This window comes from Streptomyces sp. NPDC052052 (genome assembly GCF_040680455.1).
In the GTDB taxonomy this organism is placed as follows: domain Bacteria; phylum Actinomycetota; class Actinomycetes; order Streptomycetales; family Streptomycetaceae; genus Streptomyces.
In genome coordinates, this window is record NZ_JBFAWU010000001.1 from 144,341 (window position 1) to 160,583 (window position 16,243).

The window sequence follows — 16,243 nt, forward strand, 5'->3', positions numbered from 1 at the left end:
GTCGTTCGAAGGCTTTCAGCGGCTTCCCGATGTGACTAAGGTTAGGTTAACCTCACCGATCAGGGAGAGGTGGCGCAGAGACCGATCCCGTCGGGAGGTGAACCGCATGTACGTCTGCTCGTGCTTCGGCATTACGGAGAAGCAGGTCAAGGACCATGCGGCAGCCGGGGCGTGCACGCCCCGCCAGATTGCCTCCGTCTGCAAGGCGGGCACCGACTGCGGCGGCTGTGTCCGGGCGATCCAGGCGGTCCTCGGCCGCGGCACCTGCCCGCGCCGCGAACTCCTCGAACGGAAGCGGACGTCCGTCGCGGCGGCCGGCGCCCCCGCGGATGCCGCCCCCGAGATGTCTCCCGCCCTCGACTCCGCCCGTGTCGCCCCGGGCATCCGGCTCTCGGGAGCGGCCTGACCGCAGCACAGACTCCGGCCCTGTGATGCCGTGACCGGCAGGGCTGCCGGTCACGGCATCAGCTGTCAGGCTGCTCGATCTGCTGGGCGATGTAGAGCGGCTCGCCGAGCTTCTCGATCAGTTCCAGCTGTGTGTCGAGGTAGTCGATGTGGTGCTCCTCGTCTTCCAGGATCGACTCGAAGATGTTTGCGGACGTGATGTCGCCCTTGCCGCGCATCAGCTCGATCCCGCGCTTGAGGCGGTCGATCGCCTCCACCTCGACCTGCCGGTCGGCCTGGAACATCTCGGTGAGGGTCTGCCCCACCCGGACGTGGAAGAGCCGCTGGTAGTTGGGGAGTCCGTCGAGGAAGAGGATGCGGTCCGTGAGGATCTCCGCGTGCTTCATCTCGTCGAACGACTCGGAGCGGGTGTACTTCGCGAGCTTCGTCCAGCCGAAGTTCTCCTGCATCTTTGCGTGCAGGAAGTACTGGTTGATGGCAGTCAGCTCGGCGGTCAGCTGCTCGTTCAGGAACTCGAGGACCTCGGGGTCGCCCTGCATCGCAGAGGCTCCTTCCAACCGGATGAATTGGTTAAGTTGGCCGCATCCTCGCATCGTGTCCGATGATCGTCCAGTAAGTGCATGCTTAGTGGGTTTTGTCGCAATCGGTGCTGGTACCGGGCCTGGCACCGGTCCAGGTCGGGACCATCCCTGGGCGTCTGTCACCATGGAGTCATGGGTCAGCCGGAAAGCCGGGAACACAGCGCGCCGCAGCAGTCCGAGCTTCCGCCGGGACAGCGACTTCAGCGCGGCTGGCCGGTGACCCACTACGGGCCCGTACCCAAGTTCAAGCCCGACCGCTGGGAATTCCGGGTCTTCGGGGCCACGGCGGACGGCGAGAAGCACTGCTGGAACCACCAGGAGTTCTCGGCCCTGCCGTTCACCTCGCTCGTGGCCGACCTGCACTGCGTCACCAAATTCAGCATGCTCGGTGCCGAGTGGGGCGGAGTGCTCGCCCGTACCGTCCTGGAGCTCGCACCTCCTGCGCCGGACGTGACGCATGTGATGGTCTGGGCCGAGTACGGGTTCAGCTCGAACCTGCGGCTCTCCGACTTCGCCTCGGACCGAACCCTTTTCGCCACCCACAAGGACGGTGAGCTGCTCACCGCCGAGCACGGCTTCCCGCTCCGGCTCGTCGTGCCGCACCTCTACGCCTGGAAGGGGCCCAAGTGGGTCCGGGGCATCGAGTACATGACGACCGACCGCCGTGGCTTCTGGGAGGAGCGCGGCTACCACAACGTCGGTGATCCGTGGCGCGAGCAGCGCTACTCCTACCAGGAGGAGCCCGGGGAGGGCCCCGAGCTCTGACCCCGGCAGCGAGGCCGTCAGCCGCGGTCGCGCAGCCCCTTCAGCCGTGCCACGTCCGCCGCATGGCCGTCCTTGCCGCCCGGCGTCTCGATGATCAGGGGTACACCGGCGGTCGCCGGATGGCGGAAGAGCTCACGGAACGGCTCCTCCCCGATGTGACCGGCGCCGATGTTCTCGTGCCGGTCCTTGTGGGCTCCCACGACGTCCTTGGAGTCGTTGGCGTGGATCAGTTTCAGCCGGCCCTCGCCGACCGTGTCCACCAGGAGATCCAGGGTCTGCCGCATGCCCGTCGGGCCCGTCAGATCGTGGCCGGCCGCGTAGACGTGGCAGGTGTCGAGGCAGACGCCGAGCTTGGGGTGGGCGTCGAGCGCCTCGAAGTACGGGCCGAAGTCCCAGGTGCGCGAGCAGAGCGAGGCCCCCTGGCCGGCGGTCGACTCCAGCAGCAGCCAGGGGTCGTCGTCGTGCGTCAGTTCGTCCAGGAGCGGCCGCAGATGCGTGCGCACCTGCGCGAGGGCCTCCGCGCGTGGCCGGCCGCCGGTCGCGGAGCCGGTGTGCACCACGACGCCCAGGGCGCCGATCTCGCGGGCCCGTCGCAGTGAGTGGCGCAGCGATTCCACGGACCTCTCGACGGTCGCCTCGGTGTGCGAGCCGAAGTTGATCAGATAGGGGGCGTGGACGTACGCGGGTATGGACTCGGCCACGCACTCGGCGCGGAACTGCTCGTCCTGGGCCGGGTTGCCGACGGGCGTCGCCCAGCCCCGCGGATTGGCGACGAAGACCTGGACGGCCTCCGCCCCCATCTCGCGGGCGTAGGGGAGCCCGACCTTGGCGAGGCCACCGGCCACGGGAACATGGCCGCCGACGGGGTTGCGCATCTGGATCTAGAGTCCCTTGGTCTTGACGGTGATGGTGCTGCCCTCGGGGGCCTGCTCGCCGCCGGGGACGGACTGGCTCCCGACGGTGTCGCTGAAGGAGAGGAACGGGCGGTCGACCTTGACGTCGAAGCCGGCGGCCTCCAGCTCCGTCCTGGCGTCGTCGACGTCCTTCCCGGTGACGTCCGGGACGTTGATCATCCGCGGGCCCTTGGAGACCGTGAGCGTGACGGTGTCGCCCTCGGCGGCCTCGGCGCCCTCGCCCGGGGACTGGCGCGCGATGTCGCCCGCGGCCTCGGGGGAGCTGATCCGGTCGGGCAGCACCTTCGCCTTCAGCCCCGCCTCGTCCAGCGCGGCGGTGGCGTCCTCGACGGACAGCCCGGTGACATCGGGGACGTCGACCGGGGCGCCCTTGCTGACGACGAGCGCGACCGCGGAGTCCGGGTGGCGCTCGGTGCCCGCCTCGGGGTCCGTGCGGATCACCTCGCCCCGGGCCGTCTCCTGGCTGAACTCCTCGGTGGTCATGCCGGGCTCCAGGCCCGCCTTCTTCAGCGCGCGTCTGGCGTCCCCGAGCGGGAGATCCTGGACGTCCGGCACGGTCACGATCTCGGGGCCGCGCGAGACGGTGAGCGTCACCGCGTCGTTCCCCCGGATACGGGCACCCGACTCGGGGTCGCTGCTGATGACCTTGCCGCGGTCGACGGTGTCGCTGTAGGACCGCTTGACGCCCTTGAGTTCCAGGCCCGCGTCCGAGAGCCGGTCCCGAGCGGTCTGCTCGGTCTGGCCGAGCAGCGAGGGGACCCGGGTGAACTGTCCGGAGTTGATGTACCAGACACCCGTACCGATCCCCAGCACCAGCAGCACGGCGACGACCGCGGCGATGACGGAACGCCGCGGACCACGACGGCGCGGGGCCTGCGGGGCCGCCGGAAGGGGCATGTCCAGCCGGCTGGTGTGGTGGGCGACACCCTGGCCGGCCGGGAGCAGCCGCGGGATCACGCTCGTGCGGTCCTCGGCGCCGTCGTGCGCCTCGGCCAGGGCCTGCGGCGGTACGGCATCCAGCTGGGCGTCGGTGAGGCCCGAGCGGGCCTCACGGGTCTCGGCGAGCAGGGCGACCGCGTCGAACGGGCGGATCTCGGGGTTGCGCGCGGTGGAGCTCGCCACCAGGTCGTCGAGGGCGACCGGGAGTCCCGGGACGACGGCCGACGGAGCCGGGACGTCCTCGTGGAGGTGCTGGTAGATGACCTGGGCCGGTGTCTCACCGGTGTGCGGCTTGGAGCCGGTCAGCATCTCGTACAGGACGACCCCGCAGGCGTACACATCGGTGCGGGTGTCCGCCGTGCCGTGCTCTATCTGTTCGGGGGCGAGGTAGGAGACGGTGCCCAGGACGGTCCCGGTGGTGTCGGTGGCGGCGCCCACCGCCCGCACGAGACCGAAGTCGGCGACCTTGACCCGGCCGTCGTCCCCTATCAGGACGTTCTCCGGCTTCATGTCGCGGTGCACGAAGCCCGCCCGGTGCGCGGCGCCTAGGGCGGCCAGGACCGGCTCCAGGATGTCGAGCGCGGCCCTCGGCTGCAGGGCCCCGCGGTCGCGCAGGACGTCGCGCAGGGTGCAGCCCGCGACGTACTCCATCGCGAGGTACACGTACTGCCCCTGGGCGCCCTGGTCGAAGACCGCGACCACGTTGGGGTGCGCGAGCCGGGCCACGGATTTGGCCTCGCGGATGAAACGCTCGACGAACGCGGCGTCCGTGGCGAGCGCGGGGTGCATCACCTTGAGGGCCAGCACCCGGTCGAGCCGGGTGTCCACGGCCCGGTAGACCGTGGCCATGCCGCCCACGGCGATGCGGGCATCGACGCGATAGCGGCCGTCGAGCAGCTGCCCGACAAGAGGGTCCTGGAGGGTCGTATCCACGCAAGCGAGTCTACGAGCCGAGAGGGACACATCCCACGGACCGGGGCGGGGGCGGGGCAGTACTGCAGCCGATCCGTGACAGGGACATGCGGGGCCATGGGGTTCGACGGGGCCCGGAGGGCCCGGGTGCGGGCGGTGTCCGGAACGCCGGGCCCGGACGACGGCATGCGTGCGTGGCACTACCGTGGCCACCCCGGACCCCGATCACCGGACGCAACAAGGGAGCAGTCACCGTGGCCCGTTCGCTCGACGGACACGGTCGAGGAGATCCCGCTTTCCTGACGGTTCGTCAGATGCTTAAGGTGTACGGGTGAGCGAGCAGCAGCAGTCGGAGCGGCCGGACCGGCGGACGGGGCGCCGTGCCGTCGTCGTCGGCGCGGGCATGGCCGGAGTGCAGACGGCGGTGGCCCTGCGGGAACAGGGTTTCACGGGGACCGTCACCCTGATCGGCGCCGAACCGCACCAGCCCTACGACCGGCCCCCGTTGTCCAAGGCGATACTGCTCGGCACGGCCGAGGGTTCCGCCTTCGACGTCGACTTCCAGGCGCTGGACATCGATCTGCAACTGGGCCGCGAGGTCACCGGTGTGCGGCCGGGCGACCATGAGCTGGACACTCCGTCGGGGGCGGTGCCCTACGACGTCCTGGTGATCGCGACCGGCGCCGAACCGGTCGTCCTGCCCGGCGCCGAAGGCGTTCCCGGTGTCCATCTGCTGCGCACCCTCGACGACGCGGCGCGGCTGCGTCCGGTCCTCGGCGAGCAGCACGACGTCGTGGTCGTCGGCGCGGGCTGGATCGGCGCCGAGTTCGCCACCGCGGCACGTGCCGCAGGCTGCGCGGTGACCGTCGTCGAGGCCGCCGACCGGCCGCTCGCCGGTGTCCTGCCCGCCGAGGTCGCCGCCCCGATGGCCGCCTGGTACGCCGAGAGCGGCGCCGAACTCCTCACCGGATCCCGGGTCGCCCGCATCGAACCGGGCCGGGTGGTCCTCGCGGACGGCCGGACGATCCCGGCCGGGGCGGTCGTCGTGGGCATCGGGGCGCGGCCCGCCACCGACTGGCTGGCCGGCTCCGGCATCGCGCTCGGCCCCGACGGATCGGTGACCGCCGACGGAGGCCTGCGCACCTCGGCCCCCGATGTCTACGCGGTCGGCGACTGCGCCTCCTTCCCTTCCGCCCGGTACGGCGAACGCCTCCTGGTCCACCACTGGGACAACGCCCTCCAGGGCCCGCGGACCGCCGCCGCCAACATCGTCGGCGCGGGCCTCGGGGGCGATCGCGCACCCGTCACGTACGACCCCGTGCCGTACTTCTGGTCCGAGCAGTTCGGCCGGTTCGTGCAGTACGCGGGCCATCACGGGAGCGCCGACACCCTGCTGTGGCGCGGCGCTCCGGCCGACCCCTCCTGGTCGGTGTGCTGGCTCCGGGAGGGCGTCCTGGTCGCGGTCCTCGCCGTCGGGCGGCCGCGCGATCTGGCGCAGGGACGCAAGCTCATCGAGGCGGGGGCGCGGCTCGACGAGGGGCGGGCCGCCGATCCCTCCGTCCCACTCAAGACGGCAACCCTCTGACGGAGTACACCCCGTACGGTCGGCCCGGCTACCGGCTGTCGGTCCCGGATGGCACGCTTGTCCCTGTGACCGAGATTGACGCAAAAATCGATGCTCTCGTCCCTGCCTGGCTCCACCTTCCCGATATCGCGAACATGCTCGATGTCGAGGTGACACGTGTACGGCAGCTGGTCAAGGAGGGCCAGCTGATCGCCGTACGCCGTGGTGAGAACCGGGCGCTCCAGGTGCCGGCCGCCTTCATCGCCGGCGACAAGGTGGTCAAGGGCCTCTCCGGCACCCTGACGCTCCTGAGGGACGACGGCTTCTCCGATGAAGAGATGCTGGAATGGCTCTTCACCCCCGACCCGACCCTGCCGGGCACCCCTGCCCAGGCGCTGAGCGAGAACCGCGGTACGGAGGTGAAGCGTCGCGCCCAGGCGCTCGCCGTCTGACCGCGGGCCATGGACGAGGTGCGGGCCGCGCACACCGCGCGGCCCGCACGCCGGGCCCGCCCGTATCCGGTGAGGTGTCCGAAGGGTGGACAAAGAACCGGCTAAATCGGGCAAATGTATCCGGTCCGGTCCTGTGTCGGTCGTGCTCTGGTTAACCTGCCCGTATGGCCCTTGGCACTCCCTCTACCAGGACGGATCACGCGCGTACGGTGCGTGAACTCCTTGCGACCGGCAAGACTTCCTATTCGTTCGAGTTCTGGGCGCCCAAGACCGAAAAGGGCGAGCGGAATCTCTGGAACGCGCTGCGCCGTGTCGAGGCGGTGCAGCCGAGCTTCGTCTCCGTGACCTACGGAGCCGGTGGCTCGACCCGGGCGGGGACGGTCAGGGCCACCCAGCAGATCGCGGCCGACTCCACCCTCACCCCGGTCGCCCACCTCACGGCGGTCAACCATTCCGTCGCCGAACTGCGCAACATGATCGGGCAGTACGCCGACGCCGGAATCCGGAACATCCTCGCCGTCCGGGGAGACCCGCCCGGCGACCCGATGGGCGAGTGGGTCGAGCACCCGCAGGGTGTGCGGTACGCGGCCGATCTCGTCCGCCTCATCAAGGAATCCGGCGATTTCTGCGTCGGTGTCGCGGCATTCCCCGAGATGCATCCGCGCTCGACCGACTGGGACACCGACATCCGGCATTTCGTGGACAAGTGCCGCGCCGGTGCCGACTTCGCGATCACCCAGATGTTCTTCGATCCGGAGGACTATCTGCGGATGCGTGATCGCGTGGTCGCTGCGGGTTGTGAAACGCCGGTCATTCCCGAGGTCATGCCCCTCACCAGTGTCAAACAACTGGATCGATTCGCGCAGCTCAGCAACGCGTCCTTCCCTTCCGAGCTGAAAGAACGCATCCTCGCCGCCAAGGACGATCCCGCCGCTGTACGCTCCATTGGCATCGACTTCGCCACGCGGTTCTGCGCGAGACTGCGATCCGAGGGTGTGCCCGGACTGCACTTCATCACGCTCAACAACTCGACGGCGACGCTCGAGATCTACGAGAATCTCGGACTGCACAGGCAGTCGTGACCGGCCGTACCCGCCACGATCCGGGGCGGTGGCCGTAGAAGGGGGCGGGCATGGGCTGGACGGTCCTCTACATCGCGTTCGGAATCGTCGCGCTGTGGCTGCTCGGCGAGGTGCTCCTGCAGTACAAGGCGCGTCTTCGCTGGCGTCTGCTGGCCTTCGCGGGCTTCGGCTGTGTGGTCCTCGGCGTCCTGATGCCGTCCGTGGCCGTGATCGCCATCGGTGCGATCGCGTTCGCGGTCGGTCAGACGTACGTCACGCTCTCCTTCCGGCGCGGCTTCTCGACCGGCTGGGCGATAGGGGGCAGCCCCGGCGAGAGCCGTCGCCGCCGGGGCTCGGGCGACCGCGAGCCCACGCTGGAGGTGTCGGAGCTGGAGACGGAGTTCGACGGGCAGGACCCCCGCCCCTCGGTCTACGAGCCGCAGCCGCTGCCGGACGACACCGGGCAGTACGGCGTCTACGGCGACCACCCGCAGTTGCGGCAGGAACAGAACCAGAGCCCGACGCCCGAGCAGCAGCCCGCGTACGCGTCGTACGACCCCTACACCGACCCGACCGCATATCCGGCTCCGGGCCAGGACTCGTACGCAGGTCAGGACGCCTTCGCCGACCAGGGCACCTTTGCCGGACCGTACGACTACGGCACCGGGCAGCAGCAGTACGCCGCGTACTCCGACCCGTACATCGGGACCGGCAGCGCCGGCGACTCCCCGCAGTACGCCCCGTACGACGGCTACGGCTACGGCAGCGGGTACGACACCTACGGTCAGCAGCAGTACGCCACCGATCCGTACGCCCAGCAGTACGCCGTCGAGACCCCGCCCGGCGGCGTCTGGGTGCCGCAGCAGCGTGACGGGGAGCAGTACCCGCCCGCGCCCCCGGAGCAGGCCGCCCCGTACCCGAGCGGCTACGAAACCGGCCACAACGAGCAGTACCACCGCTACTGACCGCGGCCCCGCAGGGCTCGGCCACCGGGGGCCGGTGGTTCCCTCCTCCTCACTGGGAGCCCCGGAAACCGTCCCCCTCCACGATCAGCCCGGCGACCAGCGCCCCCGACATCCCCGCGTGGGCGAGCCCGCCCCCCGGGTGCGACCAGCCGCCCGCGAGGTGGAGCCCCGGAAGCCGCGTCCGATTGCCCGGATGCAGATGGGTGCCGCCCGCCCCGGCCAGCGCGGGCGGGGGCACCGAGCCGCCCTCGGCCCCCGTGTCGGCCGCCGTCTCGGCCGGGGTCCGCACCTCGGCGTGGAGCAGCCGCTCCCGCAAGCCGGGTACGACCGCTGCGGCCGTCTCGATCAGCGTGTCGGCACACCGCTCGCGCAGCGCCGGGTCCGTCCAGTCCACCGCCCCGTGCGGGGCGACCGTCGCCATCAGCGTCACCGCCTCGTGCGCGTCGTCCGGACGGGTCGACCGGTCGTCCGGGCGCAGCACCGTCACCGTGGGACGACTCGCGAGCCGCCCACCGAACACCGCCTCGCGTTCCGCCGCACCGTCCGCCGGGTGCACCAGGGTCCGGTGCACCGCATCCGCCGGGCGGCCGCCGCGCAGCGACAGCAGGACCTGGAAGCGGCCCGGCACCACCTCCTGACCGGGCCGCGGACGCACCGTGACATCACCGTCCCGCCACAGCGTCTGACCGGGGACCAGGCCCGGGTGCGGACGGGCCCCGAGCACCACGTGGTCGGCCTCGGCCACCGTCCCGTCCCGGAGCTCGACGCCTGCCGCCCGGCCGTCCTTCTCGACGACCCGGACCACCTCGGCGCCGAGGACGAACTCCACCTTCCGGGCCAGGCACCGTTCGTGGACCGCCTGCGCCAGGGCCCGGATCCCGCCCTGGACGTACCAGCTGCCGAAGGTCTCCTCCATGTACGGCAGCAGGGCCGCCGCCGCCGGGGCGCGCAGCGGGTCCAGCCCGTAGGACAGGGCGTACCCGTCGAGGAGGGCGGCCAGCCGGGGGTCCGGCAGCTCCCATGCGCCGACCTCCGCCACCGTGTCCGCCCGACGGGCGGACCGCAGCAGCCGCCGCTGCCGGAGCGCCGGATACGGATCACGGCCGAGTACCTGCCAGTCGGCGCGCAACGGCTCCTCCAGCAGGGGACGCCGGGACCGGTCCCAGGCATCGCGTGCCCGGTCGAGGAACGCGCCCCAGGCCGCGCCCGCGCCGCCCCCGAGGGCGGTGTCCAGGGCGGCGACCACCCCGGCCCGGGTGGCGTTCGGCAGCGAGACCGCCGTGCCGTCCGCGAAGACGTGGCGGCTCGCCGGATCGACCTGGGTCAGGGTGACGCACCGCTCCAGCGGCTCCTTGCCCGTCTTCACGAAAAGGTCGCGGTAGACCGCGGGCAGATGCAGCAGCGTGGGGCCGGTGTCGAAGGCGAAGCCCTCGTGGGTGTACCGGCCGACCGAGCCGCCGAAGGTCCCCGACCGTTCGTACACCACCACCTCGTGGCCTGCCACGGCGAGCCGGGCGGCCGCCGCCATCGCGCCCATCCCGGCGCCGATCACCGCAATACGTGCCATGTCAGTGACCTTAACGGGCGGCCCGCGGCACTCAGTCCAGTGGCCAGGGCGGACCCGCCTCGGCCAGGCGTCTCTCCTCGCGCCGCAGGGTCCTGCGGCGCAGGTACCGGCGGATGCGGGAAGCCAGGAAGACCAGGGTCACCAGGCCGAGCAGGAGCAGTGCGGCGGCGATGACCGCGGACGCCAGCGGATGGAAGAGCGCGAAGGTGATGATCCCGGCGACACCCAGGTCCTCGACGGTGCTCAGCGCGACGTTGCTGAACGGCTCGGGGGAGGTGTTGACCGCCATCCTGGTACCGGCCTTCACCAGATGGCTCATCAGCGCGGTGGAGCCCCCGACGGCCCCGGCCGCGAGTTCCGGCAGCGAACCGCTCTCGCCGGCCAGCAGGGCGGCCACCACGGCGCCGGCGACCGGCCTGACGACGGTGTGCACCGCGTCCCAGACCGTGTCCACGTACGGGATCTTGTCCGCCACCACCTCGCACAGGAAGAGCACACCGGCCACGACGAGGACATCGGTGCGTTGCAGCGCTGCGGGCACCTCGTCGCTGAATCCGGTGGCGCCGAAGAGACCGAGCAGCAGGACCACCGCGTAGGCGTTGATCCCGCTCGCCCAGCCGCTTGTGAAAACCAGAGGGAGTACGGACACGGACGCGATCGTAAGCCAGACGGGGGACGAATCGGAGGGGGCGGCGCGCGGTGCTGAGTATCCGTACCCATGCGACGACATGAGTAGGTGCGCGGATGGGCTCCCCCCGGTGCGGACGGCAGAGTGGACGGCGCGGAGAGGGAAGCGGCGCCGCACCGCCGACACGGGGCGGCGGAACGGACGCGGCATTCCTCACCGGCACGGGGGAGCAGGACGGAGAGCCGAGGACAACGGGGGAGGGCTCTCCGGCACCGCAGCGGACGCCGGTGCGGCGCAGACCCGGAGGGACCGGGCCTCGCCGGACCGGCGTCCGCTGTTGCGTCGGGTGCCGGGCGGCCGGGCTGCGGTGAGCCGGCCGGACCCTCGAGGGTCAGTGGCCGCTGACCCGCCCGCGCAGCAGCAGCGAGAGCGCCGAGTGCACATCGTCGATCGACCGCTCCGGCTGGAACGCCTGCCAGTCCAGGGCCGCCACCAGCACCATGCCGACGAGAGCGGCGGCGGTCAGCGTGATGTCGATCTCCTCGCTCAGCTCACCGCTCGTCACGCCCTCGCGCAGCACCTCCTCGACCACGGCGACGGCCTGCTGGCGCAGTACCAGGAGGGTCGACTGCCACGCCCGGTTGGTGCGCCACAGCTCCGCCACGTACAGCTGGGTGAACGAGGGATAGCGGTCGATGAACGCCAGACCGGCTCTGATCATCGCGTCCAGGGCCTCGACCCGGGTGCCGCCGCGGTCCTCGGTCTCCTCCGCGGCCGCGCGCAGTGACGCGGTGAGCAGGCCGACGCCGTGGCGCAGCAGCTCCTCGAAGAGTTCGGTCTTGCTCTTGAAGTTGTAGTAGACCGTGCCCTTGGCGACTCCGGCATGCTCGGCGATCTCGTCCACCGTGGTGGCCGAGAAGCCCTTCTCCGCGATGAGGGTCACGGCCGCCTCGTAGAGCTTCTGCCGGGTTGCCTGGCGCCGCGTGGTGCTGCTGCTTTCCATGGTCCTGATTCTCACAGGTCGGCCTGTGCTCACAGACTCAGTTCGGGGTGGAGCCGGTCCAGGGTCCATACCTGCTTGCGGCGTGCGGAGACCGCAGTCAGGGCGAGCGCCCCGGCCGTGAAGGCCGGCAGGATCGCGCAGCCCTGCCAGACGGGCCCGAGCCCGCCGCCCGTGATCAGCCGGCGCAGCCCCTCGACGACGTAGCTCATCGGCAGGTAGGGGTGGATGGCGTTGAAGAACCCGGGGCTGGTCTGGACGGGGTACGTCCCCCCGGCCGAGGTCAGCTGGAGCATCAGGACGGCCAGCACGAGAATCCGTCCCGCAGCCCCGAACCGGGCGTTGAGCCACTGGATGACCGCCGCGAAGCAGCAGGTCACCAGGGCCAGGAAGCCGATCGTCCCGGCGGCACGGGCCATCTGCAGACCGAGTCCCCAGTGCAGTACGGACATCAGCGCCGCCACCTGCAGCAGTCCGAGCGCGGCCACCGGCAGCCAGCCGGCGAAGGCGATCCGCCAGGCGGAGGCCCCGGCCGCGAGCGCACGCCGGTTGAGCGGCTGGATCAGCATGTACGCGACCATCGCACCGACCCAGAGGGAGAGCGGGATGAAGTACGGGGCGAAGCCGGTGCCGTAGTTGGGGGCCTTGTGCAGGGACGTGGCGGCCAGCCGCACCGGGTCGGCCATGACGTCCGTCCGCGCGTCACGGTCCTTCTTGTCGTAGTCGGGGATCTTGCCGACACCGTCGTCGAGCCCCTGGGCGAGCGAGGCCGAACCGTCGCCGAGCCGGACCAGCCCGCCGTCCAGGTCGTCCGCGCCCTTCCTCAGATTGCTCACCCCGGTGTCGAGGTCGGCGGAGCCGGTCCTGGCCGAGACCAGGCCCGTGTGCAGTGCCTCCGCCCCTGCGGCGACCTTGTGGGCGCCGGTGTTGAGCGCGTCGACCTTCTTCACCGCGGACTCCAGGTCCTCGTCCAGGTGCGGGGCGTTCTCGGCCAGGTCGTCGGCCTTCTGCTGAAGAGCGGTCAGCCGGCTGCGCAGCTTCTTCAGATCGCCGTTCTCGTTGGTGACCAGCGCGTTCACGTCGTCGGCGACCTTCGCGACATCGGCCGCCGCGGTCTTCGCCCGTTCCAGCGGCGGGCAGACGGTGGGGTCGGCGGCCGGCTGCTCCGTGCAACGGGTGCGGTGGACCTCGGCCAGGTCGTCGGAGGCCTTGTGGGCGGCCGTGGCCGCGGCGGGCGCCGACTCCACCAGCAGGTCCAGGTTGTTCCGCACGGTCTGCGCGGTGCCGGAGACAAGCCGGGCGGTGTCGCCGATGGACGTGCCGTTGTCCTTCAGGAACGGGCGGACGGCGGCCGCCACCCCGTCGACCCTGTCGGCGAGCTGCTGGGTACCGGCGGCCACCTGACGGGAGCCGGTCCTGAGGTCGTCGGCCCCCTTGTTCAGCTTGACGATCCCGTCGGCCAGGCTGCTGCTGCCGGCCTTGGCGTCCTTGAGGCCGGTCACCAGGTCCTCGGAGCCCTTCTTCGCCCGGCCGATGCCGCCCTTGAGGTCGTCGGCCCCCGCGGCGGCCTTCGCCGTCGCGTCGTGGAGGTCGGAGAAGCTGAGGTAGATCCGGTCCAGGAAGCCGCGCGAGACGTTCGTCGACGCCGCCGTGCGCACCTCCGAGAACACCGTCCGGGAGATCTGCCCGACGATGTAGTTGTTGGCGTCGTTGGTCCGGACCCGGAGCGCACTGGTCGCGGGGGAGTCGCCCGAACTGGACGCGATCCGCCTGCTGAAGTCCGACGGCATGGTGAGCGAGAGGTAGTACGTGCCGTCCTCGACGCCCCTGCGGGCCTCGGAGGCGCTCACCTCGTGCCACTCGAAGGTCTTGGAGTCGAGGAGCTTGCCGGTGATCTCGTCCCCGACCGCGAGGTGCCGTCCCGCGGCTGTGGCGCCCTTGTCGTCGTTGACCAGCGCGACCGGGATCCGGTCGAGGCGGCTGTACGGGTCCCAGAAGGAGTACAGGTACAGGGCGCCGTAGAGCAGGGGCAGCAGCAGGAGCGCGATGAGCGCCGCGACCGGCAGCCTTCCCCTGCCGAAACGCTTCAGCTCAAGCGCGGCGAGTCTCGGCGAACGCATCGTCCGCTCCCTCCTCGGTCGTGTTCTTCCCGGCTGCGGTGTCCGCTGCGTCCGTCGGGGCGTCCGCCGGCGCCGGCGCGGTCGTCGCGCCGGTGGGGACGATGACGGCGTCCCGGGGTGCCTGGCTGCACGCGGCGAGCACGGTCGTCCCGTTGTCCGTGACGGAACGCAGGAGCTCCCAGGCCTGGGCCCGTTCGGCGTCGGAGAGCTTGAGGTCGGTGTCGTCCACCGCGAGCAGCCGTGGCCGGCCGATCAGTCCGAGGGCGACGGACAGGCGCAGCGCCTCCAGCCGCTCCAGATCCCGTACCGAGGTCCGCTCGGCCTTGGGCAGGGTGACGAGGTCGAGTCCGGCGGCGTCCAGCGCGGCGTCGATCCGTCCGCGCGCGGCGGCGGTGCGCTCGGCGCGCGGGCGGAGGAGGGCGCGCAGCGAACCGTCGAAGCGGCGCTGCAGCAGGGCCCGTTCGCGCAGGTGCTCGGCGACGGTGAAGGCCGGGTCGAGTTCGTTGACCCCGGGTACCGGGCCCAGGGCGCTGATACGGCGTACGGCGGCCATCTGCCGGGGCAGGCGGAGCCCGCCGATCTCCGCCCGGCCCTCGGTGGGGCGCATCCGGCCGGTGAGGGCGAGCAGCAGGCAGGTCCGGCCGGAGCCGGAGGGGCCTTCGACGGCCACGAGCGAACCGGGCCCGGCCTCGATGTCCACGCCCCGGAAGACCCAGCCGCGCGGCCCCTTGAGCCCGAAGTCCTCGGCGGTGACAGCTGCCCCGTGCGGGCTGTCCACAGACGTCCCCCTGTTTTTGAACTGACTGGTCAGTGCAAAAAGTAACCCGAACCTGCGGTCGATGCAAAAGGCCAGGTCACGGGGGTTCGAGGTCAACTGTCAGTGGTGCCCGTCACGATGGGTACAGACGGCCACGGAGTCGTTGCACGAGACAGGAGGTTTCGTCATGGCCCACTCGTCCGCCGCAGCCGCACCCCGGCGCCGCGCAGACGGCCCTGCCCCCTCACCGACCGGCCCGGCACACGGCGTCCATCCGGTTCCGCGCCGTACCGCGGCGTCGCCCGCCGCCCTCGAACTGCTCGCCCAGGCCCGCGCGGGCCTCGACGAAGCAGCCGTTCTCGATGTGCCGAACGAGCGGTACGCCACCGCCCACCTCGCCGCGCTGCGCACCGCCGCCGCCGTGCTCGCCGTCCGCGGCCGCCCCGAGACCTCCCGGCGGGGCCGGGAGAGGATCCGCAGCGCCTGGGAGGTCCTCCCGGAAACAGCGCCCGAACTGACCGAGTGGAGCGCGTTGTTCGCCTCCGGCGCGGGACGCAGGGCCCGGGCGGAGGCCGGTCTGCCGGGCGCGGCCAGTCGGCGGGACGCGGACGACCTGCTGCGTGACGCCGCGATGTTCCTCCGCCTGGTCGAGCGGCTGCTGATGCTTCAGCCGGTGCTTCCCCAGGCCCGGAGGGAGCGGCCCGACGCGCAATGACGGCGTCCGGAGCGGGAGGCAATAGGGTGGACAGCACCAGTACCACCTGCACCGTTCACGCTCTGCCGCCAGCAGCGGCACCGTGCCGAGGAGTCATCTGCCGTGTCGGACCAGCCGCGCCCCCGCGCCTCCCTCCGTACCGCCGTGGTCTGGGAAGTCCTGAAGGACGCCCTCGACCGCCAGGTGAAGACGACCGGTAGGGACACCCTCGATGTCCTGGACAGCGGTGGCGGCACCGGGAACTTCGCTGTTCCGGTAGCCCGTCTCGGCCACCGGGTCACCGTCGTCGACCCGAGTCCGAACGCGCTCTTCGCTCTGGAGCGCCGTGCCGCCGAGGCCGGGGTCGCCGACCGCGTCCACGGGGTCCAGGGGGACATCCACGGCCTGTTCGACGTCGTCGAGCGCGGTGGTTACGACGCGGTGCTGTGTCATGGGGTCCTGGAGTACGTCGACGACCCGGCCGAGGGCGTGCGCAACGCGGTCGAGGCGCTCCGGCCGGCCGGAGCGCTCAGCCTGCTCGCCGCCGGGCTCGGCGGCGCGGTCCTGGCGCGGGCGCTCGCCGGTCACTTCACCGAGGCCCGGCAGGTGCTCAGCGACCCCGCGGGCCGCTGGGGCGCCGGCGACCCGGTGCCCCGGCGTTACACCTCGGAGCAGCTCACCGATCTGGTCTCCGCGGTGGACGTGGAGGTCGGCGCGGTCCACGGCGTACGGGTCTTCGCCGACCTCGTGCCGGGCGTCCTGGTGGACACCGAGCCCGGCGCCATGGAAGCCCTGCTCAAGCTGGAGGCGGCCGTCGCCGAACTGCCCGCATTCCACTCGGTCGCGACGCAGTTGCACGTTCTGGGCATCAAGCGCGGCTGAGCCCGGGGCCCCGGGGCGAGTGGTAGCTCGGTCGTAG

Annotated in this window: 16 protein-coding genes; 8 read left to right on the forward strand and 8 right to left on the reverse strand. The window is 71.5% G+C overall.

Annotation, left to right across the window (positions count from 1 at the left end):
* Positions 1 to 106: 106 nt before the first annotated feature.
* On the forward strand, positions 107 to 406 hold the full coding sequence (locus AB0L71_RS00625; protein ID WP_365236301.1) for a (2Fe-2S)-binding protein: 300 nt from the start codon (positions 107 to 109) through the stop codon (positions 404 to 406).
* A 58-nt stretch (positions 407 to 464) separates the two neighbouring features.
* Here AB0L71_RS00625 and bfr read toward each other — a convergent pair whose 3' ends face one another.
* Positions 465 to 944, reverse strand: coding sequence for a bacterioferritin (bfr, locus tag AB0L71_RS00630; protein WP_365236303.1), 480 nt, complete (start codon positions 942 to 944; stop codon positions 465 to 467).
* Between the two features lie 174 nt (positions 945 to 1,118).
* Here bfr and AB0L71_RS00635 point away from each other — a divergent pair, with 174 nt between their 5' ends.
* Positions 1,119 to 1,751: a sulfite oxidase-like oxidoreductase gene (locus AB0L71_RS00635; RefSeq protein ID WP_365236305.1), complete on the forward strand. Its 633-nt coding sequence runs from the start codon at positions 1,119 to 1,121 to the stop codon at positions 1,749 to 1,751.
* A 17-nt stretch (positions 1,752 to 1,768) separates the two neighbouring features.
* On the opposite strand, the gene AB0L71_RS00640 is transcribed toward AB0L71_RS00635, so the two are convergent.
* Together AB0L71_RS00640 and pknB are read right to left on the reverse strand one after the other, a co-directional pair.
* The gene (locus AB0L71_RS00640) at positions 1,769 to 2,626 is read right to left on the reverse strand and encodes a deoxyribonuclease IV (protein WP_365236307.1); all 858 of its coding nucleotides are present in this window, start codon (positions 2,624 to 2,626) and stop codon (positions 1,769 to 1,771) included.
* Between the two features lie 6 nt (positions 2,627 to 2,632).
* Positions 2,633 to 4,537, reverse strand: coding sequence for a Stk1 family PASTA domain-containing Ser/Thr kinase (pknB, locus tag AB0L71_RS00645; protein WP_365236308.1), 1,905 nt, complete (start codon positions 4,535 to 4,537; stop codon positions 2,633 to 2,635).
* Between the two features lie 310 nt (positions 4,538 to 4,847).
* On the opposite strand from pknB, the gene AB0L71_RS00650 reads away from it, so the two are divergent.
* From AB0L71_RS00650 to AB0L71_RS00665, 4 genes are all read left to right on the forward strand, one after another.
* Complete coding sequence (locus tag AB0L71_RS00650) at positions 4,848 to 6,101, forward strand: FAD-dependent oxidoreductase (RefSeq protein ID WP_365236310.1); 1,254 nt, start codon at positions 4,848 to 4,850, stop codon at positions 6,099 to 6,101.
* A 65-nt stretch (positions 6,102 to 6,166) separates the two neighbouring features.
* On the forward strand, positions 6,167 to 6,532 hold the full coding sequence (locus AB0L71_RS00655; protein WP_365236312.1) for an Rv2175c family DNA-binding protein: 366 nt from the start codon (positions 6,167 to 6,169) through the stop codon (positions 6,530 to 6,532).
* 164 nt (positions 6,533 to 6,696) lie between these two features.
* Entirely contained in the window at positions 6,697 to 7,614 is a 918-nt protein-coding gene (metF, locus tag AB0L71_RS00660; protein WP_365236314.1) for a methylenetetrahydrofolate reductase [NAD(P)H], read from the forward strand.
* A 50-nt stretch (positions 7,615 to 7,664) separates the two neighbouring features.
* Entirely contained in the window at positions 7,665 to 8,558 is an 894-nt protein-coding gene (locus AB0L71_RS00665) for a hypothetical protein (RefSeq protein ID WP_365236316.1), read from the forward strand.
* A gap of 49 nt (positions 8,559 to 8,607) precedes the next feature.
* On the opposite strand, the gene AB0L71_RS00670 is transcribed toward AB0L71_RS00665, so the two are convergent.
* From AB0L71_RS00670 to AB0L71_RS00690, 5 genes are all read right to left on the reverse strand, one after another.
* Positions 8,608 to 10,125, reverse strand: a complete 1,518-nt coding sequence (locus AB0L71_RS00670) for an NAD(P)/FAD-dependent oxidoreductase (protein ID WP_365236318.1) — start codon at positions 10,123 to 10,125, stop codon at positions 8,608 to 8,610.
* A 31-nt stretch (positions 10,126 to 10,156) separates the two neighbouring features.
* On the reverse strand, positions 10,157 to 10,774 hold the full coding sequence (locus AB0L71_RS00675; protein WP_365236320.1) for a DUF4126 domain-containing protein: 618 nt from the start codon (positions 10,772 to 10,774) through the stop codon (positions 10,157 to 10,159).
* 370 nt (positions 10,775 to 11,144) lie between these two features.
* A complete protein-coding gene (locus tag AB0L71_RS00680; RefSeq protein ID WP_365236322.1) occupies positions 11,145 to 11,756 on the reverse strand; it encodes a TetR/AcrR family transcriptional regulator in 612 nt (203 codons plus the stop codon).
* A gap of 29 nt (positions 11,757 to 11,785) precedes the next feature.
* A complete protein-coding gene (locus tag AB0L71_RS00685) occupies positions 11,786 to 13,873 on the reverse strand; it encodes a YhgE/Pip domain-containing protein (RefSeq protein ID WP_365236324.1) in 2,088 nt (695 codons plus the stop codon).
* Positions 13,845 to 14,651 carry an ATP-binding cassette domain-containing protein gene (locus AB0L71_RS00690; protein ID WP_365236325.1) on the reverse strand — a complete coding sequence of 269 codons (807 nt, stop codon included), beginning with the start codon at positions 14,649 to 14,651 and terminating at the stop codon, positions 13,845 to 13,847. Before AB0L71_RS00690 ends, AB0L71_RS00685 begins: the two co-directional genes overlap by 29 nt.
* A 166-nt stretch (positions 14,652 to 14,817) precedes the next feature.
* Between AB0L71_RS00690 and AB0L71_RS00695 the strand changes: the two genes are divergently transcribed.
* On the forward strand, positions 14,818 to 15,345 hold the full coding sequence (locus AB0L71_RS00695) for an SAV_6107 family HEPN domain-containing protein (protein WP_365236327.1): 528 nt from the start codon (positions 14,818 to 14,820) through the stop codon (positions 15,343 to 15,345).
* Positions 15,346 to 15,447: 102 nt separating this feature from the next.
* Positions 15,448 to 16,206: a methyltransferase gene (locus AB0L71_RS00700; protein WP_365236329.1), complete on the forward strand. Its 759-nt coding sequence runs from the start codon at positions 15,448 to 15,450 to the stop codon at positions 16,204 to 16,206.
* Positions 16,207 to 16,243 lie beyond the last annotated feature (37 nt).

What these genes read in the sequence shown, in the direction of transcription:
- AB0L71_RS00625 (WP_365236301.1), top strand. Translation starts at nt 107, where the DNA reads ATGTACGTCTGCTCGTGCTTCGGCATTACGGAGAAGCAGGTCAAGGAC.
- bfr (WP_365236303.1), bottom strand. Translation starts at nt 944, where the DNA reads ATGCAGGGCGACCCCGAGGTCCTCGAGTTCCTGAACGAGCAGCTGACC.
- AB0L71_RS00635 (WP_365236305.1), top strand. Translation starts at nt 1,119, where the DNA reads ATGGGTCAGCCGGAAAGCCGGGAACACAGCGCGCCGCAGCAGTCCGAG.
- AB0L71_RS00640 (WP_365236307.1), bottom strand. Translation starts at nt 2,626, where the DNA reads ATGCGCAACCCCGTCGGCGGCCATGTTCCCGTGGCCGGTGGCCTCGCC.
- metF (WP_365236314.1), top strand. Translation starts at nt 6,697, where the DNA reads ATGGCCCTTGGCACTCCCTCTACCAGGACGGATCACGCGCGTACGGTG.
- AB0L71_RS00665 (WP_365236316.1), top strand. Translation starts at nt 7,665, where the DNA reads ATGGGCTGGACGGTCCTCTACATCGCGTTCGGAATCGTCGCGCTGTGG.
- AB0L71_RS00670 (WP_365236318.1), bottom strand. Translation starts at nt 10,125, where the DNA reads ATGGCACGTATTGCGGTGATCGGCGCCGGGATGGGCGCGATGGCGGCG.
- AB0L71_RS00680 (WP_365236322.1), bottom strand. Translation starts at nt 11,756, where the DNA reads ATGGAAAGCAGCAGCACCACGCGGCGCCAGGCAACCCGGCAGAAGCTC.
- AB0L71_RS00685 (WP_365236324.1), bottom strand. Translation starts at nt 13,873, where the DNA reads ATGCGTTCGCCGAGACTCGCCGCGCTTGAGCTGAAGCGTTTCGGCAGG.
- AB0L71_RS00695 (WP_365236327.1), top strand. Translation starts at nt 14,818, where the DNA reads ATGGCCCACTCGTCCGCCGCAGCCGCACCCCGGCGCCGCGCAGACGGC.